The organism is Streptomyces sp. HUAS CB01 (genome assembly GCF_030406905.1).
GTDB classification, from domain to species: domain Bacteria; phylum Actinomycetota; class Actinomycetes; order Streptomycetales; family Streptomycetaceae; genus Streptomyces; species Streptomyces chengbuensis.
The window spans coordinates 4,186,153-4,210,098 of the sequence record NZ_CP129137.1 but is presented as its reverse complement, the minus strand read 5'-3'; the positions used below and the strand labels follow the sequence as shown (position 1 = coordinate 4,210,098).

The following is a 23,946-nucleotide window of genomic DNA, read 5'->3' as shown; positions in this document are numbered from 1 at the left end:
TGCCCTTCGCGGCACGACCCCACCGCACACGACGGAGGGGCCGGGAGGTCCACACCTCCCGGCCCCTCACCGCCTTCCGTGCGCCACGGCCCGGCGGAGACGCTCAGCCGTCCCGCTTGGGCCGCCACACCACCAGCGCACTCGTCTGCTGCACGTCCTGATAGGGCACCAGGTCGCGCCGGTACGAGGCGTGCACCTGGGCCTCGCGCTGCTGCATCGCCAGCGCCGCGCCCTCGACCGCCGCGGACAGCTCCGCGACCTTGGCCTGCAGCGCCGCCACCTGGTTCTCCAGCTCGATGATGCGCTTGATGCCGGCCAGGTTGATGCCCTCGTCCTGGGACAGGGACTGGACCTGGCGGAGCAGTTCGATGTCCCGGGCCGAGTACCGCCTGCCGCGCCCGGCCGTACGGTCCGGGGAGACGAGGCCGAGGCGGTCGTACTGCCGAAGGGTCTGCGGATGCAGTCCGGACAGCTGGGCCGCCACCGAGATGACGTACACCGGCGTCTCTTCGGTCAGTTCATACGCCCGGCCACCGAATCCGGGCTGTCGACGTCGGCCGTCCATCGCGTCATGCTCCCTTCGCAGCCTGGAACAGTTCTGCCCGCGGGTCGTGGCCCTCAGTCGCCTTGCGGTACGCCTCCAGTGCCTCACGGGCCTCGTCGCCGAGCTCCGTGGGCACCGCGACCTCCACGGTGACCAGCAGATCGCCCCGGGTGCCGTCCTTGCGTACGGCGCCCTTGCCGCGGGCCCGCATCGTACGGCCGTTCGGCGTACCCGCGGGCAGTTTCAGGGTGACCGGGGGCCCGCCGAGCGTCGGGACCTTCACCTCGCCGCCGAGCGCGGCCTCCGTGAAGGAGACCGGCACCGTGACGGTGAGGTTGTCGTCCTTGCGCCCGAAGACCGGGTGCTCACCGACGTGGACCACCACGTACAGGTCGCCGGCCGGTCCGCCGCGCTCGCCCGGCGCGCCCTTGCCGCGCAGCCGGATCCGCTGGCCGTCGCTCACCCCGGCCGGGATGCGGACCTGCATGGTCCGGGACGACTTGGCGCGGCCGCTGCCGTGGCAGACCTCGCAGGGGTTCTCGGCGATCAGCCCGCGGCCCTTGCAGTCCACGCACGGGTCGGTCAGCGAGAAGGACCCGCTGCCGCCACGCGAGACCTGGCCGGTGCCGACGCAGGTCGGGCACACCCGGGGCGTGCCGTTCTTGTCGCCGGTGCCCGAACAGGCCTTGCAGGGCTGCTGGCTGGACATCCGCAGCGGGACCGTGGCCCCGTCCACCGCCTCGGTGAAGCTGAGCGTCACCTCGGACTCGATGTCCTGGCCGCGGCGCGGCTGCGTGCGGGGGCCGGTGCCGGCCCCGCGGTTGAACAGGCCGCCGAAGACGTCCCCGAGTCCGCCGCCGAAGCCGCCGGCACCGCCGCCGCCCCCGGCCTGGGCGCCCCCGAAGAGGTCGCCCAGGTCGAAGTTGAACGTTCCTCCGGCGCCGGGTCCGGCCCGGAAGCCACCGTTGCCGAAGAGGGCCCGCGCCTCGTCGTACTCCTTGCGCCGCTTGGGGTCGCCGAGTACGTCGTTGGCCTCGGAGATCTCCTTGAAGCGCTCCTCGGCCTTCGCGTCGCCCTTGTTGGCGTCCGGGTGGTTCTCGCGCGCGAGCTTCCGGTACGCCTTCTTGATCTCGGCGTCGGTGGCGTCCTTGGGGACGCCGAGAACCTTGTAGTAGTCCTTCTCGACGAAGTCCTTCGTGCTCATCGACGTCCCTCCTTCCGGTGCCTGCCGTCTGCGTCAGCCCTCGTCCGGGCCACCGCTCTCCTCGTCCGTCGCCTGCTCCGCCGCCTGCTCCTTGGGCTGGGCCCCCGGCTGCGGCTCGGCCACCGCGACCCGCGCGGGCCGGATGGTGCGCTCGCCGATCCGGTAGCCCGGCTGCAGGATCGCCACACAGGTCGTCTCGGTGACGTCCGGCGCGTAGCTGTGCATCAGGGCCTCGTGGACCGTCGGGTCGAAGGACTCGCCCTCCTTGCCGAACTGCTGCAGCCCCATCTTGGCGGCGACGGTCTCCAGCGATTCCGCCACCGACTTGAAGCCGCCGACCAGTTCGCCGTGCTCACGGGCCCGGCCGATGTCGTCGAGGACGGGCAGGAGCTCGGTCAGGAGCTGCGCCACCGCGATCTCCTTGACCGTGATCCGGTCCCGCTCCACCCGACGGCGGTAGTTCTGGTACTCGGCCTGCAGCCGCTGCAGGTCCAGCGTGCGCTCGTTGAGCGCGGTCCGGACCTGGTCCAGCTGGGCCGTCAGGCCCGCGTCGGCAGCCGTACGGGCCGTCTGTGCTGCGTCCCCGGCCTGGGCCGCCCCCTCCTCGGAGGGGGCGGCGGCCTGCGCCGCGTCATCGGGAGTGGCGCCGGAGGGGACGTCGGGCTTCTCCTCGAAACCCGGGGTCTCCTCCGTCATCAGGCAGCGCCACCCTTCTGGTCCTTCTCGTCGTCGACGATCTCGGCGTCGACGACGTCGTCGTCGGCCTTCGCCTGGGAGGCCCCGGCGTCCGCGCCACCCGCGGCCTGCTGGCCCTGGGCGTCGGCGTACATGGCCTGGCCGAGCTTCTGGGAGACCGCCGCGACCTTCTCGGTGGCGGTGCGGATCTCCGCGGTGTCCTCGCCCTTCAGCTTCTCCTTGAGCTCGGTCACCGCCGTCTCGACCTCGGTCTTGATCTCACCGGGGACCTTGTCCTCGTTGTCCTTGAGGAACTTCTCGGTCTGGTAGACGAGCTGCTCGGCCTGGTTGCGGGTCTCGGCGGCCTCGCGGCGGCGGTGGTCCTCCTCCGCGTACTGCTCGGCCTCCTGGCGCATCCGGTCGACCTCGTCCTTCGGCAGCGAGGAGCCGCCGGTGACGGTCATCTTCTGCTCCTTGCCCGTGCCCAGGTCCTTGGCGGTCACGTGCATGATGCCGTTGGCGTCGATGTCGAAGGAGACCTCGATCTGCGGGACGCCGCGCGGGGCCGGCGGAAGGCCGGTCAGCTCGAACATGCCGAGCTTCTTGTTGTACGCCGCGATCTCGCGCTCGCCCTGGTAGACCTGGATCTGCACGGACGGCTGGTTGTCCTCGGCCGTCGTGAAGATCTCCGAGCGCTTGGTCGGGATCGTCGTGTTGCGCTCGATGAGCTTGGTCATGATGCCGCCCTTGGTCTCGATGCCGAGGGACAGCGGGGTCACGTCGAGGAGCAGGACGTCCTTGACCTCACCCTTGAGGACACCGGCCTGGAGGGTGGCGCCGATCGCCACGACCTCGTCCGGGTTCACACCCTTGTTGGCCTCCTTGCCGCCGGTCAGCTCCTTGACGAGCTCGGCGACGGCCGGCATACGGGTCGAGCCACCGACGAGGACCACGTGGTCGATCTCGGAGAGCTGGATGCCCGCGTCCTTGATCACGTTGTGGAACGGGGTCTTGCAGCGCTCGAGCAGGTCCGCGGTCAGCTGCTGGAACTGGGCGCGCGTGAGCTTCTCGTCCAGGTGCAGCGGGCCCTCGGCGGACGCCGTGATGTAGGGCAGGTTGATGGTCGTCTCGGTGGAGGACGACAGCTCGATCTTCGCCTTCTCCGCGGCCTCGCGGAGACGCTGGAGAGCCATCTTGTCCTTGGACAGGTCCACGCCGTGACCGTTGGCGAACTGCTTCACCAGGTAGTCGACGACGCGCTGGTCCCAGTCGTCACCACCGAGGTGGTTGTCACCGTTGGTGGCCTTCACCTCGACGACGCCGTCGCCGATCTCCAGCAGCGAGACGTCGAAGGTGCCGCCACCGAGGTCGAAGACGAGGATCGTCTGGTCGTCCTTGTCGAGGCCGTACGCCAGCGCGGCGGCGGTCGGCTCGTTGACGATGCGCAGGACGTTCAGACCCGCGATCTCGCCGGCCTCCTTGGTGGCCTGGCGCTCGGAGTCGTTGAAGTAGGCGGGGACGGTGATGACCGCGTCCGTGACCTTCTCGCCCAGGTACGACTCGGCGTCCCGCTTCAGCTTCTGCAGGATGAACGCGGAGATCTGCTGCGGGTTGAAGTTCTTCCCGTCCAGCTCGATCCCCCAGTCGGTGCCCATGTGGCGCTTCACCGAGCGGATCGTCCGGTCCACGTTGGTCACTGCCTGACGCTTTGCGACCTCGCCGACGAGCACCTCACCGTTCTTGGCGAAGGCGACGACGGACGGCGTGGTCCTGGCGCCCTCGGCGTTGGTGATGACGGTGGGCTCACCGCCCTCCAGAACGCTGACGACGGAGTTAGTCGTGCCCAGGTCGATGCCGACCGCACGTGCCATTTCGATTCCTCCAGTGAACTTGAGTGGAACTCGCTCAAGGATGCCTCACCCGTCCCGAGGCGTCAACAGACCTGAGTCCTGTCGACTCAACTATGGTGCGGCCCCCCTTCGCCTGCCCACCCGGCGCGGCCTGCACACACCCCCGCGCCCACCGTGCCATCGTTCTGCAAAGCACGCGAAAGGTTCATAGACGCGTCCGACTGGACAGAAACCACCAGGAATCGACTGAGAAACGACAGAACGGTCAGGTGAGTGCCTTGCGCCCCGTACAGTCGATGCGATCGGCGGGACCAGCGGGATCAGCGGGATCACCGCCTCCGGCAGGGCCGGCGGGACCGGCGGGGCCGGTGTCACGGAGGGGTCCGATGGACCCCAAGCGCCTCCTCGATCTGACCCTCGGGACCTTCCTGCTGGTCCTCGCGGCGCCGTTGCTGGCCGCCGCGGCCTGCTCCCTCGCCCTCCGGCGCCCGCCCGGCGGGATCGTCGCACGGGAACTCAGGGCGGGCCTCCACGGATACCCCTTCACGGTCCGCTCGCTGCGCACCCGCCGCGCGCGGCTGGACCTGCTCTCCCGGCTGCCCCATGTCGTCACCGGCGAGATGTCCCTGGTCGGCCCCGCGGCCCTGGCCCCGGAGAACCCCCGCGCCGCCGCCCCCTGGCGGCAGACCGTGCGGCCCGGACTCACCGGCCCCGCCCAGCTGCGCAGGCGCTCGCCGCTCCCCTGGGACGAACCGGAGCTGCTCGACCAGCACTACGTGGAGCACCATTGGATCGGGCTGGATCTGGCCGTCCTGGTGCGCACGCTCCCGGCCCTGCTCCCGCCCCGCACTCAGGGTGCCCTGAGCGACGCAGATCACCGCCTGCCTGGCTACAGTGCGACGGAATAACTGGGTACGCTCGGCACGGACTGATTAAGTTACCGCTTAGTAAGTGCCGATTCCCCACCCTCGCAGGCCCGAGGAGCCCCCAAATGCAACTCGCCGCGATCATCGTGTCGCTGGTCCTGACCGTGGTCGGCGTTGCGCTCATCGCCCGAGCCGTCGCGCAGATCTACCGGTTCGTGAAGCTCGGTCAGCCCGTGCCTGCGGGCAGCCGTACCGACAACCCCAAGGCCCGCACGGTCACCCTGGTCAAGGAGTTCCTCGGCCACACCCGGATGAACCGCTGGGGGATCGTGGGCTTCGCCCACTGGTTCGTCGCGATCGGCTTCCTCACACTGCCGCCGACGCTCGCACAGGCGTACGGCCAGCTGTTCAAGGCCGACTGGACCCTGCCGATCCTGGGCGGCTTCCTGCCCTTCGAGATGTACATCGAGTTCATCGGCCTGATGACCGTCGTCGGCATCCTCGTGCTGATCGCGATCCGGCTGCTCAACCTGCCGTCCCGCGCCGGCCGCAAGTCGCGCTTCGCCGGCTCCAAGGCCTGGCAGGCGTACTTCGTCGAGTACGTCATCCTGACCATCGGCCTCGCGATCCTCGCCCTGCGCGGACTGGAGGGCGCGATCCACCACGTGGACCACTACGAGGCCGCGTACTTCGTCTCGTACCCGCTGGTCCTGGCCTTCGACGGACTGAGCGTCCCCACGCTCCAGACGCTGATCTACTTCACCGCCATGATCAAGATCGGCACGTCGCTGATCTGGATGATCACGGTGTCGCTGAACACCAACATGGGTGTGGCCTGGCACCGCTTCCTGGGCTTCCCGAACATCTGGTTCAAGCGCAACGCCACCGGCGAGACCGCGCTGGGCGCCCTGCAGCCGATGACGAGCGGCGGCAAGGAGATCGACTTCGAGGACCCGGGCGAGGACGACGTCTTCGGCGTCTCCCAGGTCGAGCAGTTCTCCTGGAAGGGCATCCTCGACTTCTCCACCTGCACCGAGTGCGGCCGCTGCCAGTCGCAGTGCCCCGCCTGGAACACCGGGAAGCCGCTCTCCCCGAAACTGCTGATCATGTCGCTGCGCGACCACGCGCACGCCAAGGCCCCGTACCTGCTGGCCGGCGGCGGCAAGAGCATGGAGGGCGAGGAGAAGGCGTCCGAGGAGCAGCTGAAGGACGTCCCGGCCGCCGCGCTGGCCGAGGCCGAGCGCCCGCTGATCGGCACCGCCGAGGAGAACGGCGTCATCGACCCGGACGTGCTGTGGTCCTGCACCACCTGCGGTGCGTGCGTGGAGCAGTGCCCGGTCGACATCGAGCACATCGACCACATCGTCGACATGCGCCGCTACCAGGTGATGATCGAGTCCTCGTTCCCGTCCGAGGCGGGCACGATGCTCAAGAACCTGGAGAAGAAGGGCAACCCCTGGGGCCTGGCCAAGAAGCAGCGTGTCGAGTGGACCAAGGAGGTCGACTTCGAGGTCCCGATCGTCGGCAAGGACGTCGAGGACCTCACCGAGGTCGACTACCTCTACTGGGTCGGCTGCGCCGGCGCCCTCGAGGACCGGGCCAAGAAGACCACCAAGGCCTTCGCCGAGCTGCTGCACATGGCGGGCGTCAAGTTCGCCATCATGGGCGGCGACGAGAAGTGCACCGGTGACTCCGCCCGCCGCCTCGGCAACGAGCCGCTGTTCCAGCAGCTCGGCCAGGAGAACGTGGCCATGCTGAACATGGCGTTCGGCGAGTCCCTCGACGAGGACGGGGAGGTGGACGAGTCCACGAAGAAGCCGAAGGCCGCCAAGAAGATCGTCGCCACCTGCCCGCACTGCTTCAACACCATCGCCAACGAGTACCCGCAGCTCGGCGGCGAGTTCGAGGTCATCCACCACACGCAGCTGCTCCAGCACCTCATCGACGAGGGCAAGCTGATCCCGGTGACCCCGGTCGAGGGCCTGATCACGTACCACGACCCCTGCTACCTCGGCCGCCACAACAAGGTCTACACGCCGCCGCGCGAGATCATGGACAAGGTGCCCGGCCTGCGCCAGCAGGAGATGCACCGCCACAAGGAGCGCGGCTTCTGCTGCGGCGCCGGCGGCGCGCGCATGTGGATGGAGGAGCGGATCGGCAAGCGCATCAACACCGAGCGCGTCGACGAGGCCCTGTCCCTCAACCCGGACATCGTCTCCACCGCCTGCCCGTTCTGCCTGGTCATGCTCTCCGACTCGGTCAACGGCAAGAAGGGCGAGGGCAAGGCCAAGGAGTCCCTCCAGGTCGTGGACGTGGCCCAGCTGCTGCTGGACTCGGTGAAGACCCCGGCGGAGCCGGGCGACGACGGCGACGACGGCGACGCGGACGACACGGCGCCGGCGGACTCGCCGGACCCGGAACCGGAGCCAGTGAAGTAGTCGTCTGCAAGGACGAGCAGCAAGCGGCCGGATCTGCCTCGGGGGCAGGACCGGCCGCTTCTGTCGTCCCGGGCGCGTGTTCCGTCGCCCCTGGGATGTCCCGCGTCCCCGGCGCCGCGGTCCGCGGTCCCGGGCGCCGCGTCTCGTCCTCCCCGGCACCGTGTTCCGTCCTCCCGGGCGCCGTGTTCCGTCCTCACGGGCGCCGTGGTCCGTCCTCCCGGGCGCCGTGGTCCGCCGTCTCCGGTCCCGATCTCCCGCCGTATCCGGTGCTGCGGCGCCGGGCCCTCCGCTCTCCGGCGAACTGCCGCCCGCCCGGCCATTGGCCGATGCACCTGACAGGGGCATGATGATGCGGCCCGGGTCCCGCACCCCGGCTCCGGCGACCCGGATGGACGAACGGAAGTGGTGCCCTCGTGCTGCGTCTCCTGCGCAACGCCGCCCTGACGGGCGCGGGCGCCCTGCTGCTGGCGCCCCTGGCCGGCTGCGGACTCGTCGCCCCCTCCCGCCCCGTACCCGACCGTCCCGCCGCACCCCGCTCGGCCCAGCCCCGCGCCCTCGCGGGCCAGGCCGTACCCCAGGCGCTCCCGGTGCCGCGCGGTGACGGCAGCCGCGTCCCGGAGGACTTCAACGGGGACGGCCACCGCGACCTCGTCCTCGACGACCTGGTGAAGGCACCCGGCGCGGGCCGCGACGACGACGCGGGAATCGGCATCGTGTACGGCACCGGCGACGGCCCCGCGGGCGCCTCCGCCGCGCAGGGCCCCGTCTCCCCGGCCGTACGCCAGCTCCTGACCCCGCGCGCCAACGGCGCCGCCGCCGGCGGCACCCTGCCCTCCGCCTTCGACGCCGCCGCCGCGTGCGACCTCGACAAGGACGGCTTCGGCGACCTCGTCGTCGCCACGGACCCCCCGTACGACGGCACCGGACGCCCGCCCGTCCCGCTGCAACTGCTCTTCGGCGGCCCGTCCGGACTCAGCGGCAGGGCGGTGGTCCTGCGGATCCCCGAGCAGGCCCGGTACGGCAACGAGTGGCCCGACCACCCCGTCTGCGGAGACTTCGACGGCGACGGCGCGCAGGACCTCGCGGTGACCGCGAGCGAGGGCCGGATGAGCTTTCTGCGCGGGCCCTTCCGCCGCACCGGCGCGCCCCGCGCGGCCGGTGCCGCGGTCCCGGGGGCGGGCCCCGTACTCGCCGCCCCCGCACCCCGGCCGGACGCGGACGGCGACGGCTACGACGACCTCGTCCACTCCACCGCACCCCTGGCCCCGGGCGCCGGGGCGAAGGGCACGCTCCTGCGGGGCGGCCCGGACGGTCCCGGCCGGCCCGGCGGCCGGTACACGTACGAGGCCGTGCCGCTGCCGCCCGCACCCCCGCTCCCGGCCGGCGAGACCTCGCCCGTCACCGAACTGCTCCGCCGCGCGGACTTCGACGGGGACGGACGCGCGGACATCGTGACCCGGACTCACCGGGGTGAGAGCGCGGACGTCATCGCGATCCACCCCGGCGCCGGGAACCGGGACCGGCCCCTGATCACCTTCAGCACCTCCGTCTTCCTCGGCTGAGGCGGCACCGGGGACCAGGGCCGCCCGGATCCCGGGTGCGCGGGGTCCGGGTGTGCGGAGTCCGGGTGTGCGGAGTCCGGGTGTGCGGAGTCCGGGTGCGGGGCCCGCGTTCCCTGGGCCGCCGAACCCACCGAAGACCTGCGGAGGACCTGCCGAAAACCTCCCGGGGTCCCCCTAGGGGATGTCACAGCTCGGCCGCAAAGGTCCCCCGGTTACCCGGCCCCGGACACCGGACACAGCGGGACCGGGTACGTTCGAATGCGTGGCTGGATTCAGGATCGGACGCGGCCGGGACAACAACCGCACCCCGCAACAACAACCGCAGCAGGCGCCCCCGTCGCCGTACGGACAGCCGTACGGCCCCGGAGGAGGCCAGGCGGCGCCCCCGTACCCCCCGCAGCAGCAGTGGCCCCGCAGAGGCGGCGGACACGGCGGCCAGGGCCATGGACACGGGCACGGGCACGGGCACCAGGCTCAGCACGGCGAGCCCGAGTACTTCGGCGACCCGTACCAGCAGCACCAGCAGGGCGGCGGACACGGCGCCGACCCGTACGCCGACAACCCCGGCCACACCCGGGCGTTCAGCGTCGGCGAGGACCCGTACGGCGACGGCTCCACGTACCACGCCGGCGCCGCGCCCGTACCGTCCGGCCCGCGCCTGCACTGGAAGCAACTGCTGAGCGGCATCGTGCTGCGGCCCGGCCCGACCTTCCTGCAGATGCGGGACTACCCGGTCTGGGGTCCGGCGCTGAGCGTCACGTTCCTCTACGGCCTGCTCGCGATCTTCGGATTCGACCAGACGCGCGACGAGGCGATCAACGCGCCGTTCGCGAGCGCCCTCACGTCCGTGATCGTCACCGGGGTCGGCTTCGTCCTCGGCGGCCTGGTCCTCGGCGCGGTCACCCACACCCTGGCCCGGCAGCTCGGCGGCGACGGGGCATGGCAGCCGACCGTGGGCCTCTCCATGCTGATCATGTCCCTCACGGACGCCCCGCGGCTGCTCGTCGCGCTCTTCCTGGGCGGCGAGAACTCGCTGGTGCAGGTGGTGGGCTGGGTGACCTGGCTGGCGGCGGCCGCGCTGTTCACGTCCATGGTCAGCAAGTCGCACGACCTGCCGTGGCCGAAGGCCCTGGGCGCCTCGGCGCTCCAGCTGATCGCGCTGCTCGCGATCATCAAGCTCGGCACGATCTGACCGGGGTCCGGTCGGCGGACGAACCATGCAGCAGGCCCCTGCCGATGCGCGGCTGGGGCCTTCTGCATGCGCCCGGCGGGGCCAACGCACGGCCATCGGATAGCCGATCCGCATCTGTTACAGGCTTCTCTGCCTCGATCAAGGCGGCTCGCTCCGCTCGCCGCGCGCGGCGCCCGTACGCTGCACGGCAACAGTGCTGGAGAACGAACACTCTGGGGCGGGACATGGAAGATCGTGAGCGGTTTACTCTGCTTCGGATCACTGGCAAGTACGGCGGCAGCGTGGCCATTGAACTCGATGAATCCGGAGCGCCCGGCATTCCGGACACCAGCGGCGCGCTGATGGTGCACAACGACTTCGTGGCCGGAGTCCATCACACCTACGTTGAGCCGTACGAGCTCGCTACCTGGGAGCACGTGCTGGACGAGGTCGAGGCCGGCCGAGACGCGGTGTGGCGCGAGCACGCCCGAGTAGCCGAGATCGGCATCCAGCTCACGGACCGGGAAGAGGACCAGGATCACATCACTGTCACGGTCGCCGATCAGCAGACGACACGGGTGGCAATCAGCCTGGAAGTGGACCGCGGTTGGATCGAGGAACAACGTGCGCTGGTCCATGAAATCCGCAAGGTGTGGAAGCACGTGCATCCGACCGCGTTGCGGTAGCTACCTCGGTACAGCAGCGAAGTACCGCAACCTCGGTGACACACGCCGACCTTTGCCGACCCAGAACGTCGGTTGCGTAGCCCCTTCACCCGGTGACATCCGATCCCGGTAGGGCTACGGACCAGAAGGCCCCAGGTCCGAAACCGACTCACCGCGCAGACGACGAGGGACCTCGGTGACACCGAGGTCCCTCGTACCACTCAGACGACAGGATGCGTGAATCCACGCAGGTCAGAGCGCCTCTCTATTCTCCTTCGGCGCCTCGCCCGACATATGCACTGGAGGCAGGACGCTCCACGGGAAGTTGATCCAGTCGTCCGTGCGCTTCCACACGTACTCGCACTTCACCAGCGACTGCGACTTCTCGTAGACGACTGCGGACCGCACGTCGGCGACGTGGTCGACGCAGAAGTCGTGGACGAGCTTCAGGGTCTTTCCCGTGTCCGCGACGTCGTCGGCGATCAGGACCTTCTTGTCCGAGAAGTCGATCGCGTTCGGGACGGGCGCGAGCATGACCGGCATCTCGAGCGTCGTGCCCACGCCGGTGTAGAACTCGACGTTCACCAGGTGGATGTTCTTGCAGTCCAGCGCGTACGCCAGCCCGCCGGCGACGAAGACACCGCCGCGCGCGATCGACAGGACTATGTCGGGCTCGAAGCCGTCGTCCGCGATCGTCTGCGCGAGCTCACGGACCGCGACGCCGAACTTCTCGTACGTCAGGTTCTCGCGTACCTCACTCATGGCGCACCGGTCCTCACACCTGCGTCCGATGGAAGTTCATGAACGACCGCGAGGCCGTCGGCCCCCGCTGCCCCTGGTAGCGCGACCCGTACTTCTCGGAACCGTACGAGTGCTCCGCCGGCGTGCTCAGCCGGAACATGCACAGCTGCCCGATCTTCATCCCCGGCCACAGCTTGATGGGCAGGGTGGCCAGGTTCGACAGTTCCAACGTGACATGCCCGGAGAACCCGGGGTCGATGAAGCCGGCCGTGGAGTGCGTGACCAGACCGAGCCGGCCGAGCGAGCTCTTGCCCTCCAGCCGCGAGGCGATGTCGTCGGGCAGGGTGATGACCTCGTACGTCGACGCCAGCACGAACTCGCCGGGGTGCAGGATGAACGCCTCGTCGCCCTCCGGCTCGACCAGGCGCGTCAGGTCCGCCTGCTCGACGGCGGGGTCGATGTGGGGGTAGCGGTGGTTCTCGAACACCCGGAAGTAGCGGTCGAGCCGCACGTCGATGCTCGAGGGCTGCACCATCGAATCGTCGAACGGGTCGATGCGCACCCGTCCCGCGTCGATCTCGGCCCGGATGTCCTTGTCTGAGAGAAGCACGCCCCGAGGATACGCAGAGCGCGCGGGCCCGCCCCAATCGGGCGGAGCCCGCGCGGCGCCGCACGGACGGACCCGGCGCCGCACGGACGCGGCACCGGCACGAACCCGGCGCCCGCGGTCAGCGGTTCTGCAGCTCCACGGGGACGGCCTGCCGCAGCCGCGCGCACCGGGGACAGCGGATGAGCCGCCCGGGCCCGATCCGGCCGGTGCCGAGCTGCTGCATCGGGAACGACGGGGTGGTGAAGACGTGCCCCTCGGCACAGCGGACGACGGTGCGCGCGAGCGAATCGCCCTGATCCATCGAGTCCTTCGGGTCCATCGGCTGCATCAAGTCCCTTCCCCAACAAGCATGGACGAGACAGCCACATTAGGGGATCAACAGGACAGCACTCCACGCGGCACTCCGCCGCCGAAGGTACGCCCCAACGCCTCCACGGCGCAGCCACTTCGGGCCCGGCACGGACGGGACGGGCGAGGGCGCGGACGCCTCATCCGACCGCGTGATGGTGGCGGGCAGCGACGAACGACCGCCGGCTGTTGACCGATGACCGAAGCGTCGGAAATGCACGAAAGACCCTCGGTGCAATACACCGAAGGCCTTCGATGGGGTACACTGTGCAACGCTGCGGCACTGATCAACCAAGCCGCTTCGCGGGTGTAGTTTAATGGTAGAACATGAGCTTCCCAAGCTCAGAGCGCGGGTTCGATTCCCGTCACCCGCTCCACGACGAAGGCCCAGGTCATAGACCCGGGCCTTTCCTGTTGCCTGGACCGCGCTGAGCGTCCCGTGCCACGTCCGTGCCGGATGCTGGGGAATCCGCTGCATCACGCGTGCCTGCACGAGCCGGTCCAGACCGGCCGCCACCTCCCGCTGCCGCTCCAGGTCCGACTGCCGGTAGATCAGTGCCGCCCGCTCGGAGGACTGCCCGGCGCGCACCATGGCGTCCCTCGGCGTGGCCCCGGACTGGACCCCTCGGGCGGTCACGGTGACCGACCTGACACGGATGGGGCCGAACGACAGAAGACGTGTCGTCGGGCCTCTCCAATGCATGGCTTGGGCTTGCTACGGCTGCTTTCGCTCCAGGACGTAGGTGCTCCGGGAGTCAGGGTCACCGAAGAAGAAGTACAACATCAGCTGCTTCTTGTCGTCGCGCTGCAACTCGAAGGTCCATGTGTAGGTCTCAGGTGCCGGCTCTTGCCCGGTCGACGGGTCGAGACGCTCAGCGGGATCCGGAGTGCGCGCGGCCGAGGACGTGCGCGCGGTGAGAGTCAGCCGGACATGCTGACCGTCGTTCCATCCGGCGCGCTCGTTGGTCAGCTCCCACTCCCCCGTCCCTGACAGCCGCCACCTGTCGTCGAAGTCGAACTCCTGACCGTTGAGAAGGCTGATGACCGCCTTTCCGTCAGGCAGGAGAGTGACCTCCGTGCGGTCGGTACAGACCCACGAACCCACGATCTCCGCCCGCCTCGCATCCTGCACTGCGGGCACCTCGTCGTACATGTGCGGATTGCATCCCACCAGTACGAACAGGCAGACGATGAGAGCCGCGATCCGCCGTGGCGAGGCAAGTGTGTTCACAATCCGGCCTCCCGCCGCGGCACCGCAAATGACTGCGGTTCGACCGGGCGCCGATCACGCGTTCGCCATCCTGCCAGCACTGTTGAACATGTTCAACTTCTTCGTCGGGCTGCATGCGAGGAACGCGTCGCGCTCCCAGGTACGTGCACCCAACCGCCGAGAGCGAGAGGGACTCACGGAGAACCGCGGCGCCCGAAAGCGACAGTGACTCGGAGTCTTCCAAGCTGGGACGCAGAGCCGGCGCGCCCTTCAAACGGCTACCTCCACCAGTCGCCATCGCTCGCAAGGGAGCGGCACAGGTAGTCCTCCAGCTCGCGTGCCGCCCATAGTCGGCTGTCGTTCTCGTGGTCCCAGACGAAGATGTCCGGGCGCGCAGGTGTGAGCACGAAGGCGAATTGGTCTCCTCCGCCGTTGTCGCCGAAGAACAGCAGCGGATCGAAGGGCATATACAGGCCGGGAAATGTATCGGGGGACCAGAACAGCAGGTTCTGCTCCACGATCCGGTCCAGGGACCACACGATGTCGGTCCCGTCCCCGGCGACCATTCCGTCGGTCTCCATCAGCAGTGCAGTCAGCTGCGGCGGCAAACTCCGGCCGAGGCGCCGTTCCGCCTCGGCCAGAGCGGTCGCATCGATGGGATCGCTGAACTCGACGTCGGGCGAGGCTTCAGCGGCAGTCTCTTTCCACACGGGCGCAGCTTAGGTTGACTCCTGTCGTCAGCGCTGGAGGCCGTGCTTGTGGAGTGCTGCATGCGCCCTGAAGCGGAGACGGCCGCAACGCTCGTGGTCCGCCTCGGACGCGTCTGGCGGGCAACAGCAGTGGCGGGAGAGCCACCGGAGGTCATCAGGTGCGAGCCAGAGGGCTACGCGCCCGTTGTCCCGCTCGCGCTGTGGATCGGTCGGTTCGATGTCAGCCACAACGGGAGGGTATCCGCGGCGCGCGCATGCACGATGTGCGACTGGATGGAGCCGACGAAAAGTCGATCTTGCCCCGGTGGAAGAAGCCCCGACGCGCACCAGGTCGTCGATGCCGGGCGCGCCGTGGCGTCAGGGCAGGAGGGGTTGGGGTCCTTACGCGCCGGCCTGGGCTTCGGCGTCGGCGACGGCGATCTCGATGCTGAGTGCCTTGGCGATGTTGCCGGCCGCCGTCATGACGCGTGCGGTGCCCACGATGGGGGCGATGGCGACGAGGACGTCCTGCAGCTGGTCGGCGGTCAGGCCGGCCTGGACGGCGGGGTCGATGTGGGCGACGTAGGAGATCGGCGGAGCGTCCGAGGCGGCGAGAGCGGCGATACGGGTGAGCATGAACATGTCCGGCGCCAGCCCGCACCTCTCGATCGAGTCGACCGTCATCGCGGCGAGGGTGTCGAGTACCGGGGTTTCGGATGCTGTGGCCATGGCAGGTCGTCTCCTGACGGTGTCGTGACGAGGATCGGCCGGGCGGAAGCGCGGCAGGGCTCCGCATCTCGGTGCGGCGTCTCCTGCTCGACGGTAAGTCGGTTTCCTGCGTGTCGCCCGTCGAGCGAGCGTCCGGGCAGGCGGAAGAGGGGCGGCACCGGGACGGCCCCGACCCTCGGTGGGTCTCAAGATGGGCGCGCCGGGGGTGGGCGGCGGGCCCCGGGGCGGGTCCGTACACCCATTGGCTGGCCCGGCGGGCACGGCGCGGGACGGGCTTGTAGCGTCAGGCCACAAGTGGTGATCAATTGATTTCACGACCGGTACCGGCCCGTGCCCGCGGGGGCCGGCCGGCGAGGACGCGGTGCGTTGTCCACAGCTGTGGACCGGTGCGGGGAGGAGGAGAGTTGGTGCGCAGCAAGCTCACATCGGTGGCCGCGTTCGGGGTCGTCGTCCTTGCGATCGCCATCAACCCGGTGATCCCGATCCTCCCGAAGTCCGGCCCTCAGCACGCCCTCAGGACCGAGCACGCGACGCAGCGGCTCAACGGCCGGGTGGTCGAATGCAGTTCCGGCAGGCCCAAGCTGGCGCAGACGCTCGTCCGCCACATGGTGAAGTCGCTGCAGGGGCGGTCCAGTCGGGTCTCGATCGCGCTCTACGACCGTAGGTCCCGTACCTCGTGCAGCTACCGCGCCGATGTGCACTACGACTCCGCCAGCACCGTCAAGCCGATCGTGCTGGGGGCGTTGCTGCTGGCCAAGGGGACCGACCTGTCCAGGGAGGAGCGGTCCCTGGCCAGGGAGATGATCGTGAACTCGGACAACGACGCGACGTACGCCCTGTGGGACCGGCTCGGGGAGGAGCGGATCCAGGGCTTCCTCGACGAGGCCGGGCTGGAGGACACCGACCTCAACGACGCCGGCTTCATGGGGCTGACGCAGATCACCGCGCGCGAGCAGGTGAAGCTGCTGCAACTGCTCACCGGCGAGGACGAGTCGGTACTGAGCACCGCCGAACGTGCCTACGTTCTGCGACTGATGCGTGAGGTGCAGGGCGACCAGCGCTGGGGGACGCCGACCGGTGCTCCGCCGGACGCCGTCGTCCAGGTCAAGAACGGATGGCTGCAGCGTTCCTCGAAGGAGGGGGTCAGGAGCTCCTGGGACCGCGGGGACTGGAAGGTCCACAGCATGAGTGCGATCACCGGAGGCTCCTACGACTACGGCCTCGTGATCCTGACCGAGAACAATCGCGTCCCCGAGGGCGCGGCGCCCGAGGTGGGGTGTGACTACGGCATGGAGACCATCGAGCGGGTGGCCAAGGCGATCCACCACGAGCTGTACCCGGCGGAGACGCCCGAGGTCCAGCAGGCGTCACGCCCGCTGGTCAGTGCCGCGGGGTAGGAGCCGCGCGGGAACGGTCAGGCTCAGGCTCAGCCGGCGGCCGGGCTCGGGAGACGGTCGGCCCGGAAAGAGGTCGGACCCGGGGAGCGGTCAGGAAGGGGTACGGGTACGGGTGCGGGTACGAGGAAGGTTGCCGGGCCGAGGCGCCGGTTGCGGCGCGGGGCGTGGATCGTGACGTGTCAGGGTCAGTTCGCGACCGGTGAAGCCTGGCGCATCCGGCGGTCGTGCGTGACCGTGACCAGGGTGCCTCGGTGGTCGGCGAGGGCTGCCTCCAGCTCCTCGACCAGTGCCGGGGCGAGGTGGTTGGTGGGTTCGTCGAGCAGCAGCAGGTCGATCGGGTCGGCGAGGAGAACGGCGAGTTCGAGACGGCGGCGCTGACCGGTGGAGAGTCGGCGTACGGGACGGGTGAGGTCCCTTTCATGGAGCAGGCCCGTGGCGGACAGCCGCTCGGCCCGGTCCTCGCCGTACGTCCGGAGGACGGTGCGCCCGACGAGCGCATGCGCCGGCTTCCCCGCGCACGCGCCCGCCGAGTGCAGACATCCGACCCCCGGCGCACGCGGCCGCCTGCCGGGCGGCCCGTACCCCCGAGGCCGTCCGGCAGGCGCCGGGTCATCAGCCCCAGTCGCAGCCGATGCCGTCGTTGTCGCGGTCGAGATGGCTGCCGTAACCCGGCTCACCGCGACGGACGGGCGCGGCGCCGGCGGCGCGCGCCGCCGCGCAGTTCTCGTAGTGGACGTCGGCGGAGCCCCCACCGCCCCCACTCGCACTCCCGCCGTCACCGTCCGAGTCGCGGACCTTCACGGTCCTCGTCCTGGTGACGGTGACCGTGGGGCCCGGCTCGGTGACCGTCGCCGCGGGCGCTGCGGGGGTCGCGGTCACCGTCGCCCTGGCGGTCACGGTCGCGGTGACCGTCGGGCCGGGCCCCGGTTTCGCCGCCGAGGACGACTCCCCTTCCGCCGACCCGCTCGCGGCTCCCCCGCAGCCGAAGCCGATCGCCATGAGGAGCAGGCCACCCGCATAGGTGCGCTTCATCTTCCACAGTGGCCGGGGCGTTCCCGGCGGCCGCGGTCCGGGCTGCGGACCGATCGTGTACGGACTACTCAAGGCCCCCCCTTGTGTAGATTCAGTGAACGATGTGGTGAAACACGGTAACCCCAAGTCGGTCCCCGGGCGAGGGAAGTGACAGATATTCCGCTTCCACGTCAGAAGCCCGGGATTCCTTGACTCTCAGGGTCACCCGGCAGCGTTCACGTCATTCCGGTTGAGGCCGGGACGGGCCCCCGCGACCATCCGGCGTCGTACGGCGCTCCTCGCTTGCGTCGCCCGCGCGGGGCCGACGTGCCGGACCAGGTCGGAGACGTCCCCCACGTCGGAGACGCCCCAGACGCCCTGGCCGGGACGGGAGTGGACCGGGAACCGGCCGGGCCGGACGGCCCAGCGGCCGTCGCGCGCGGCGAACGAGATCGTGCACAGGGCCGGGGCGTCGAGGCGCCAGAAGGCACGCGCCGGTGCCGAGAGGGCGTGCACGAGCAAGGCCCGTACCGCCGCCGGTTCGGCGATCACCAGGGCGCGGCCGGTGTCCGGCGGGAGACCGTCCAGCCAGTCGGCGGTACGCCGGCACAGCCGGCGCACGGACTCGCCGCCGTGGGGCGTGGCGTCCGGGTCCCTCAGCCAGGCCGTGAAGCCGTGGGGATCGTCGGCCGCGACCTCCTCGACCGTGCGGCCGCGCCAGGTGCCGTAGTCGATGTCGCGCAGCACGGGCTCGACCGCGGGTTCCAGTCCGAGGGCGGCGGCCACGGTCGCGCAGCGCGCCGAAGGTGCCCGGAGGGAGGGCAGGTACGAGGGCACGGCCGCCCGGGCCACGCCCGCTTCCCGCAGGACGCGCTCGCTCGGGGACCCGTCACCGAAGACCGTGCTCCGGGTGCCTCGGGTGCCGTCCCCCGCAGCCGCACAGAGAATCGTCAGGCGGACCGTCATGGCGACCGACCTCCTTCCGGGTCCGGCGGATGCGCCGGACTCCTGCCGCCGGTCGGCTGACCGGCGGGCGGTGTGTGTGGCCGCGTGCCGCAGGTACGCGAGCGGCCTGGGCGCGGCCCGTGGGGACCGCGGACATGCCGTGTGTCGCAGAGGCGCGGACGAGGACGCTCCCGACGGGCCGGACCGTCCGCCGCGTGGGCGGGCGGGAGTCCGCGGGTGCTGCCGGTGCTGCCGGTGCCGCCGGTGCTGCGGCGGACGGCAGCGGCCTGCTGTACGTCGGGCCTCATGTGCTCCAGCGTCGGCCACGGCCGCCCGGGCGGACCATCCGGCAGGTGTCCGGACCGCCCCCGCCGACTGGCCGGTGGGATGGGTCGGCGGGGTGGTGGAGCCGCGGGGGCAGGATGCCCTTGAACTGAACCCGTCGACGAGCCGTACAGGTAGTCGCGGGCGTGGCGGCCCTGTGTCGTCATGCCGATCACCGGCCCTGCGCGGAAGGACCTTCGGGTGGCGCTCTGGACACGCTCAAGCCGGCTGCCGGCCCAGGCCACGGCTCCGGCCTCGGAAACCGGGACGGACACCGGCACGGACGCCGGCGCCCGGCTCGCACCCGACGGCTCCCGGCACGGCCCTCCGGAGGGCGTGCCGGACCGCGGAACCGCTGCGGAAGAGGATGCTCACCGGGCGAGCGCAGGTCAGGACGTCGGAAGCACGACGGGTCAGGACGTCACGAGCAAGGACGACGGGGGCGCCCGGGCCGAGGGCACCGCGGCCGCGGGGACACTCACCGACGGTGACCGTGAACAAGACGGTGACGGTGACAGGGCCCGGGACGGTGACGGGGCCCGACCCCAGGACGGCGCCCGGGACGGTGACAGGGCCCGGGACGGTGACGGGGCCCGACCCCAGGACGGCGCCCGGGACGGTGACAGGGCCCGGGACGGTGAGCGTCCTGTGGCACCCGGCAGCGACGCCACAGGACGCCGGGGCCGGAACCCGGTCGGGGCCCGCGCGTCCCTCGTGGTCCGCCACGGCGCCACCGCCCTGGCCGCCGTGCTCGTCCTCGCCGCGCTGCTCCTGCCGAACAAGCTCGGGCATCTCACGGTGCCGATGTTCCTCCGCATACCGGTGGAGGGGATCTGCGGCGTCGCCGTGCTGCTGCTCCTCGGGCCGGTGGGCTCCGGCCGGGTGAGGCGCTCGGTACCGGCGGTCGTCGGGACGGCGCTGGGTCTGATGGTCGTGCTCAAGCTGCTCGACATGGGGTTCGACGCGGTCTACAAGCGACCGTTCGACCTCGTGCTCGACTGGATCCTCCTCGACGACGGCCAGTCGTTCCTCCGGGACTCCATGGGGCCGGCGGGCGCGATCGCGGTCGTGGTCGGAGTCGTCGTCCTCGTGCTCCTGCTGCTCGTCCTCCTCGCGTGGGCGACCGTACGGCTGAACCGCGTGCTGGCCCGTCACGGCGCCGCGGCCGCGGGGGGCACGCTCGTGCTCGGGACGGTGTGGGTCCTGTGCGCCGCGCTGGGTGTGCGGAACACGGCCGTGCCCGTCGCGGCGGGCAGCTCGGCCGAGTTCCTCCAGGACCGGGTGCAGCAGGTGCGCGCGGGGCTGCGGGACAAGGAGGAGTTCGCCCGGGAGTCCGCCGACGACGACTTCGCCGACGTACCCGCCGACCGGTTGCTCACCGGACTGCGCGGCAAGGACGTCATCTTCGCCTTCATCGAGAGCTACGGGCGCAGCGCGGTCCAGGACCCCGAGATGGCGCCGCGGGTCTCCGCGCTGCTCGCGGACGGGGACCGCCGGCTGCGCGCGGCCGGCTGGTCCTCCCGGAGCGCGTTCCTCACGTCCCCCACCTACGGCGGCGGGAGCTGGCTGGCGCACTCCACCTTCAACTCGGGCCTGTGGATCAAGAACCAGCAGCGGTACCGCAACCTCACGTCCGGCGACCGCATGACGCTCACCAGCGCCTTCCGGAAGACGGGGGCCTGGCGGACCGTCGGCATCATGCCCGGCGTCACCCGGTCCTGGCCGGAGGGGAAGTTCTACGGTCTCGACCACGTGTACGACTCGCGCACCATGGGCTACAAGGGGCCGAAGTTCAGCTGGACTCCGGTGCCGGACCAGTACAGCCTGTCCGCGTTCGAGCGCCTGGAGCACGGAAAGCCGGGCCGCGGGCCGATGATGGCGGAGATCATCCTCGCGTCGAGCCACAACCCGTGGGCACCGATACCGAGGACGCTCGGCTGGGACGAGATCGGTGACGGATCCGTCTACGACGCCATCGAGGAGTCGGGCAAGGACCCCGAGGAGGTCTGGAAGGACCCGGCGCAGGTCCGCACGGAGTACCGGCGTGCGATCGAGTACTCGCTGACGACCCTCATCACGTACGTGGAGAAGTACGGCGACGAGAACACGGTGCTCGTGTTCCTCGGCGACCACCAGCCCGTGTCCACGGTCACGGAGGACAGGTTCGGCCGGGACGTGCCCGTCTCGATCCTCGCCCGCGACCCGGCCGTGCTGGAGCGGGTCTCCGACTGGGACTGGCAGCCCGGCCTCAGGCCCGGTCCTGACGCCCCGGTCTGGCGCATGGACGCCTTCCGGGACCGGTTCCTCTCCGCTTACGGCGACCGCCCGGGGACGGCGACGGCGGCGCGGCGCTGAGAGGCGCGACGCCGGCCGGACCCACGCACGCGCACGGACGGGCCTCGGCAGCCTCCGGTCCCGTCCCCGCGCGCATGCCGGTGCCCGTCCTCGCGGCCTCGACCCGGGCGGTCCCGCGGCCTCGACTCCGGGCGTCCCCGTGGCCTCGACTCCGGGCGGTCGCGGCTCCCTTGCCCTCAGCCCCCGTTGCCTCAAGGCGGGACCGGACGCCGGCGCCCCGTCCCGCGCGTGCCGCCCCGTCCCGCGCAGCCTCGCCCCTCCGTGGCCTCGGCTCCCCGTGCCCCCTCAACTCACGCAACCTCGGCGCCCGCAACCCCGGCGCCCGTCCGAAGGCCCGCACCCGGCCCTCCGGTTGCGTCGGCGCACCGCGCCGCGTGCCGCCCGCCCCGGGCCGCGGCCCTTGGTGCGCCCGACGGCCCGCGCTCGCAGCGCGCCATGCGAAAAGCCCCGGCCGTTTCCCCCGGCCGGGGCCTTTCGCCGCACCGGCCGGGCCGGTGGCGGGCCCCCCGCGCCCGCCACCCCCGACCCGGCCGGCGGGTCAGACCTGCTCGTGCGCCCGTTCCCGTACCACCGCGGCACGGGGCCGGGACGGGCGCGCGACAGGGGCGCCGTCGCGTGCCCTGACGCACCAGAGGCCCCTGATGTCACGGCCGAAGGACCAGACGAGGGAGGCCAGTGCGGCGAGGACGAGCAACCACGCGACCACGACGGGGAGCAGGCCGGCTGCGGCCACGAGCAGGACGATGCCCTGGAGCGCCGCCACGGTCTTGCGGGCCATGCTCGGCGGCAGCGGGCCGTTCAGCCACGGCAGTGCCTGCGCCGCGGCGACGAACACGTACCGCATCGCGCCGATCAGCAGCACCCACGCGCCCAGTGAGGCGGCCACGTGGACGCTGAGCACGAGGATGAGGAAGGCGTCGGCCTCCATGTCGAAGCGCGCGCCCAGCGCGGACTCCGTCCCGGTGCGCCGCGCGACCTGGCCGTCGACCGCGTCGAGGACCAGCGCCACCGCCGTCAGCGCGACGAGGGCGGTGGTCCGCGGTCCGCTCGCGAAGGACTCCGCGACGAGCGCGGTCACCCCGCCGACGAGCGTCGTCCGGACCAGCGTGACGGCGTTCGCGGGACCGAACGGCCTCGGCGGCCACGACCGGTGCAGGGCACGTGTGAGCAGCGCCCACGTCGCGACCGTGAACGCGGCGCCCGCCAGCCAGCCGGCGGCGCCCAGTCCGGCCGCCGCGTCCAGCAGGACCAGCAGGACCGTCTGCGCGCCCGCCCCCGCTGCCGTCTCCGGGCGCAGCAGCCGAGTCTCGTAGGTGCCGATCAGGGCCACCGCGGTACCACCCTCCGGACGTGTGACAGAGTCGACGAGTGCCGCGTACGGTGTGCGCGGTCTCATGATTTTCAGAACGTAAACCGTCGCGGGAGTGTTCAGCGGGAGGTCGTGGATGGAGCGCGTCGCACGCGCCTTCTGGCTCAATTCCCCAGGTCAGGGCGAGATTCGGAATGTTCGTCTGGCGGAGCCCGACGAGGGCGACGTCGTCGTGCGCAGCCTGTGCTCCGGGGTGAGCCGCGGCACGGAGAGCCTCGTCTTCCGCGGCGGGGTGCCGGAGAGCCAGTACGCGGCGATGCGGGCGCCCTTCCAGGAGGGCGAGTTCCCCGGGCCGGTCAAGTACGGCTATCTGAGCGTCGGCGTCGTGGAGGAGGGGCCGGGGCGCCTCCTCGGCCGGACGGTGTTCTGCCTCCATCCGCACCAGAGCCGTTACGTCGTTCCGGCGAGTGCGGTCACCCCCGTGCCGGACACGGTGCCCGCCGGACGGGCGGTGCTCGCGGGGACGGTGGAGACCGCGGTCAACGCCCTGTGGGACGCCGCGCCCCTGGTGGGCGACCGGATCGCGGTCGTCGGCGCCGGGATGATCGGCGGCTCGGTCGCCGCGCTGCTCGCCCGGTACCCGGGCGTGCGGGTGCAGTTGATCGACGCGGACCCCTCGCGGGCCGGACTGGCCGAGGCGCTGGGTGTCGACTTCGCCCTTCCGGAGGAGGCCCTCGGCGACTGCGACCTGGCGGTGCACGCCAGTGCCACCGAGGCCGGTCTGACCCGCTCGCTGGAACTGCTCGCGCCGGAGGGCACGGTGCTGGAGCTGAGCTGGTACGGCGACCGGAGGATCAGCCTGCCGCTGGGCGAGGCCTTCCACTCCGGCCGGCTGGTCCTGCGCGGCAGCCAGGTGGGACGGGTCGCGGAGGCACGGCGTTCGCGACGCAGCTACGCCGACCGCCTCGCGCTCTCGCTCGACCTGCTCGCGGACCCCGTGTTCGACGCGCTGATCACCGGCGAGTGCGCCTTCGAGGAACTGCCGTCGGTGATGGCGCGGATCGCCGCGGGTGAACTCCCGGGCCTGTGCCACCGGGTGGTGTACGACACCGAGTAGCCGGCCGGTCCGGGCCGCGGGACACCACGGCATCGAGCGGCCTGACCGGTCCCGCCGCGCACCGCGCCCGCTGGACCAGGGCCGACCGGCCGCGCACCAGGCCGCGACGCCGGGCCCCAACCTCACACCCCACAGCGCCCGGTACCGCACCCGAGCCGCCGCGCACCACGCTTCGTCACCGCGCCC

At 71.1% G+C, this 23,946-nt stretch carries 21 protein-coding genes, 1 tRNA gene and 2 pseudogenes; 9 read left to right on the top strand and 15 right to left on the bottom strand.

Going from position 1 to position 23,946, the window contains the following annotated elements:
• Nucleotides 1–103: 103 nt before the first annotated feature.
• Genes QRN89_RS18695 through dnaK form a run of 4 tightly spaced genes read right to left on the bottom strand, consistent with a single transcriptional unit; the run spans nucleotide 104 to nucleotide 4,294 of the window.
• Nucleotides 104–565 carry a heat shock protein transcriptional repressor HspR gene (locus QRN89_RS18695; RefSeq protein WP_093653810.1) on the bottom strand — a complete coding sequence of 154 codons (462 nt, stop codon included), beginning with the start codon at nucleotides 563–565 and terminating at the stop codon, nucleotides 104–106.
• Between the two features lie 4 nt (nucleotides 566–569).
• The gene (gene dnaJ / locus QRN89_RS18690) at nucleotides 570–1,748 is read right to left on the bottom strand and encodes a molecular chaperone DnaJ (protein WP_290350559.1); all 1,179 of its coding nucleotides are present in this window, start codon (nucleotides 1,746–1,748) and stop codon (nucleotides 570–572) included.
• Between the two features lie 33 nt (nucleotides 1,749–1,781).
• Nucleotides 1,782–2,444, bottom strand: coding sequence for a nucleotide exchange factor GrpE (grpE, locus tag QRN89_RS18685; protein WP_290350558.1), 663 nt, complete (start codon nucleotides 2,442–2,444; stop codon nucleotides 1,782–1,784).
• Complete coding sequence (gene dnaK / locus QRN89_RS18680; RefSeq protein WP_290350557.1) at nucleotides 2,444–4,294, bottom strand: molecular chaperone DnaK; 1,851 nt, start codon at nucleotides 4,292–4,294, stop codon at nucleotides 2,444–2,446. Before dnaK ends, grpE begins: the two co-directional genes overlap by 1 nt.
• Before the next feature lie 365 nt (nucleotides 4,295–4,659).
• Between dnaK and QRN89_RS18675 the strand changes: the two genes are divergently transcribed.
• The 5 genes from QRN89_RS18675 (at nucleotide 4,660) to QRN89_RS18655 (ending at nucleotide 10,996) form a co-directional block, all read left to right on the top strand.
• Nucleotides 4,660–5,181 carry a sugar transferase gene (locus QRN89_RS18675; protein ID WP_361233623.1) on the top strand — a complete coding sequence of 174 codons (522 nt, stop codon included), beginning with the start codon at nucleotides 4,660–4,662 and terminating at the stop codon, nucleotides 5,179–5,181.
• Nucleotides 5,182–5,264: 83 nt separating this feature from the next.
• Complete coding sequence (locus tag QRN89_RS18670; RefSeq protein ID WP_290350556.1) at nucleotides 5,265–7,577, top strand: (Fe-S)-binding protein; 2,313 nt, start codon at nucleotides 5,265–5,267, stop codon at nucleotides 7,575–7,577.
• A 413-nt stretch (nucleotides 7,578–7,990) separates the two neighbouring features.
• Nucleotides 7,991–9,139 (top strand): VCBS repeat-containing protein, encoded by a 1,149-nt coding sequence (locus tag QRN89_RS18665; protein WP_290350555.1) that lies wholly within the window; start codon nucleotides 7,991–7,993, stop codon nucleotides 9,137–9,139.
• A gap of 262 nt (nucleotides 9,140–9,401) precedes the next feature.
• A complete protein-coding gene (locus QRN89_RS18660) occupies nucleotides 9,402–10,331 on the top strand; it encodes a Yip1 family protein (RefSeq protein ID WP_290350554.1) in 930 nt (309 codons plus the stop codon).
• A 224-nt stretch (nucleotides 10,332–10,555) separates the two neighbouring features.
• The gene (locus tag QRN89_RS18655) at nucleotides 10,556–10,996 is read left to right on the top strand and encodes a DUF5959 family protein (protein ID WP_290350553.1); all 441 of its coding nucleotides are present in this window, start codon (nucleotides 10,556–10,558) and stop codon (nucleotides 10,994–10,996) included.
• A 231-nt stretch (nucleotides 10,997–11,227) separates the two neighbouring features.
• Here QRN89_RS18655 and QRN89_RS18650 read toward each other — a convergent pair whose 3' ends face one another.
• The 3 genes from QRN89_RS18650 to QRN89_RS18640 form a co-directional block, all read right to left on the bottom strand.
• The gene (locus QRN89_RS18650) at nucleotides 11,228–11,737 is read right to left on the bottom strand and encodes a phosphoribosyltransferase (RefSeq protein ID WP_290350552.1); all 510 of its coding nucleotides are present in this window, start codon (nucleotides 11,735–11,737) and stop codon (nucleotides 11,228–11,230) included.
• A 13-nt stretch (nucleotides 11,738–11,750) separates the two neighbouring features.
• Nucleotides 11,751–12,326: a dCTP deaminase gene (dcd, locus tag QRN89_RS18645; RefSeq protein ID WP_093653801.1), complete on the bottom strand. Its 576-nt coding sequence runs from the start codon at nucleotides 12,324–12,326 to the stop codon at nucleotides 11,751–11,753.
• Nucleotides 12,327–12,444: 118 nt separating this feature from the next.
• Nucleotides 12,445–12,654 (bottom strand): hypothetical protein, encoded by a 210-nt coding sequence (locus QRN89_RS18640; RefSeq protein WP_290350551.1) that lies wholly within the window; start codon nucleotides 12,652–12,654, stop codon nucleotides 12,445–12,447.
• A 323-nt stretch (nucleotides 12,655–12,977) separates the two neighbouring features.
• Here QRN89_RS18640 and QRN89_RS18635 point away from each other — a divergent pair.
• Nucleotides 12,978–13,051, top strand: a tRNA-Gly gene (locus QRN89_RS18635).
• Between the two features lie 15 nt (nucleotides 13,052–13,066).
• Here QRN89_RS18635 and QRN89_RS35955 read toward each other — a convergent pair.
• The 4 genes and pseudogenes from QRN89_RS35955 to QRN89_RS18615 form a co-directional block, all read right to left on the bottom strand.
• Nucleotides 13,067–13,293: pseudogene (locus QRN89_RS35955) on the bottom strand (hypothetical protein); the annotation flags it as partial.
• Between the two features lie 96 nt (nucleotides 13,294–13,389).
• A complete protein-coding gene (locus QRN89_RS18625; protein WP_290350550.1) occupies nucleotides 13,390–13,905 on the bottom strand; it encodes a hypothetical protein in 516 nt (171 codons plus the stop codon).
• Between the two features lie 257 nt (nucleotides 13,906–14,162).
• Nucleotides 14,163–14,594 carry an SMI1/KNR4 family protein gene (locus tag QRN89_RS18620; protein ID WP_290350549.1) on the bottom strand — a complete coding sequence of 144 codons (432 nt, stop codon included), beginning with the start codon at nucleotides 14,592–14,594 and terminating at the stop codon, nucleotides 14,163–14,165.
• Nucleotides 14,595–14,975: 381 nt separating this feature from the next.
• Nucleotides 14,976–15,302, bottom strand: coding sequence for a carboxymuconolactone decarboxylase family protein (locus tag QRN89_RS18615; protein WP_290350548.1), 327 nt, complete (start codon nucleotides 15,300–15,302; stop codon nucleotides 14,976–14,978).
• Between the two features lie 407 nt (nucleotides 15,303–15,709).
• Between QRN89_RS18615 and QRN89_RS18610 the strand changes: the two genes are divergently transcribed.
• The gene (locus tag QRN89_RS18610) at nucleotides 15,710–16,699 is read left to right on the top strand and encodes a serine hydrolase (protein WP_290350547.1); all 990 of its coding nucleotides are present in this window, start codon (nucleotides 15,710–15,712) and stop codon (nucleotides 16,697–16,699) included.
• 90 nt (nucleotides 16,700–16,789) lie between these two features.
• On the opposite strand, the pseudogene QRN89_RS18605 reads toward QRN89_RS18610, so the two are convergent.
• From QRN89_RS18605 to QRN89_RS18595, 3 genes and pseudogenes are all read right to left on the bottom strand, one after another.
• Nucleotides 16,790–17,166: pseudogene (locus QRN89_RS18605) on the bottom strand (ATP-binding cassette domain-containing protein); the annotation flags it as partial.
• 145 nt (nucleotides 17,167–17,311) lie between these two features.
• A complete protein-coding gene (locus QRN89_RS18600; protein ID WP_290350546.1) occupies nucleotides 17,312–17,731 on the bottom strand; it encodes an excalibur calcium-binding domain-containing protein in 420 nt (139 codons plus the stop codon).
• A gap of 201 nt (nucleotides 17,732–17,932) precedes the next feature.
• Nucleotides 17,933–18,676 (bottom strand): histidine phosphatase family protein, encoded by a 744-nt coding sequence (locus tag QRN89_RS18595; protein ID WP_290350545.1) that lies wholly within the window; start codon nucleotides 18,674–18,676, stop codon nucleotides 17,933–17,935.
• A gap of 468 nt (nucleotides 18,677–19,144) precedes the next feature.
• Here QRN89_RS18595 and QRN89_RS18590 point away from each other — a divergent pair, with 468 nt between their 5' ends.
• Nucleotides 19,145–21,334 (top strand): sulfatase, encoded by a 2,190-nt coding sequence (locus tag QRN89_RS18590; protein WP_290350544.1) that lies wholly within the window; start codon nucleotides 19,145–19,147, stop codon nucleotides 21,332–21,334.
• 538 nt (nucleotides 21,335–21,872) lie between these two features.
• Here the strand turns inward: QRN89_RS18590 and QRN89_RS18585 are convergent.
• The gene (locus QRN89_RS18585) at nucleotides 21,873–22,664 is read right to left on the bottom strand and encodes a CDP-alcohol phosphatidyltransferase family protein (RefSeq protein ID WP_290353766.1); all 792 of its coding nucleotides are present in this window, start codon (nucleotides 22,662–22,664) and stop codon (nucleotides 21,873–21,875) included.
• Nucleotides 22,665–22,779: 115 nt separating this feature from the next.
• Between QRN89_RS18585 and QRN89_RS18580 the strand changes: the two genes are divergently transcribed.
• Entirely contained in the window at nucleotides 22,780–23,760 is a 981-nt protein-coding gene (locus QRN89_RS18580; RefSeq protein WP_290350543.1) for a zinc-dependent alcohol dehydrogenase, read from the top strand.
• The last annotated feature ends 186 nt before the right edge of the window (nucleotides 23,761–23,946 follow it).

What these genes read in the sequence shown, in the direction of transcription:
- dnaK (WP_290350557.1), bottom strand. Translation starts at nt 4,294, where the DNA reads ATGGCACGTGCGGTCGGCATCGACCTGGGCACGACTAACTCCGTCGTC.
- QRN89_RS18695 (WP_093653810.1), bottom strand. Translation starts at nt 565, where the DNA reads ATGGACGGCCGACGTCGACAGCCCGGATTCGGTGGCCGGGCGTATGAA.
- QRN89_RS18615 (WP_290350548.1), bottom strand. Translation starts at nt 15,302, where the DNA reads ATGGCCACAGCATCCGAAACCCCGGTACTCGACACCCTCGCCGCGATG.
- QRN89_RS18600 (WP_290350546.1), bottom strand. Translation starts at nt 17,731, where the DNA reads ATGAAGCGCACCTATGCGGGTGGCCTGCTCCTCATGGCGATCGGCTTC.
- QRN89_RS18675 (WP_361233623.1), top strand. Translation starts at nt 4,660, where the DNA reads ATGGACCCCAAGCGCCTCCTCGATCTGACCCTCGGGACCTTCCTGCTG.
- QRN89_RS18650 (WP_290350552.1), bottom strand. Translation starts at nt 11,737, where the DNA reads ATGAGTGAGGTACGCGAGAACCTGACGTACGAGAAGTTCGGCGTCGCG.
- QRN89_RS18655 (WP_290350553.1), top strand. Translation starts at nt 10,556, where the DNA reads ATGGAAGATCGTGAGCGGTTTACTCTGCTTCGGATCACTGGCAAGTAC.
- QRN89_RS18590 (WP_290350544.1), top strand. Translation starts at nt 19,145, where the DNA reads ATGCCGATCACCGGCCCTGCGCGGAAGGACCTTCGGGTGGCGCTCTGG.
- QRN89_RS18595 (WP_290350545.1), bottom strand. Translation starts at nt 18,676, where the DNA reads ATGACGGTCCGCCTGACGATTCTCTGTGCGGCTGCGGGGGACGGCACC.
- dnaJ (WP_290350559.1), bottom strand. Translation starts at nt 1,748, where the DNA reads ATGAGCACGAAGGACTTCGTCGAGAAGGACTACTACAAGGTTCTCGGC.
- QRN89_RS18670 (WP_290350556.1), top strand. Translation starts at nt 5,265, where the DNA reads ATGCAACTCGCCGCGATCATCGTGTCGCTGGTCCTGACCGTGGTCGGC.
- grpE (WP_290350558.1), bottom strand. Translation starts at nt 2,444, where the DNA reads ATGACGGAGGAGACCCCGGGTTTCGAGGAGAAGCCCGACGTCCCCTCC.
- QRN89_RS18640 (WP_290350551.1), bottom strand. Translation starts at nt 12,654, where the DNA reads ATGCAGCCGATGGACCCGAAGGACTCGATGGATCAGGGCGATTCGCTC.
- QRN89_RS18580 (WP_290350543.1), top strand. Translation starts at nt 22,780, where the DNA reads ATGGAGCGCGTCGCACGCGCCTTCTGGCTCAATTCCCCAGGTCAGGGC.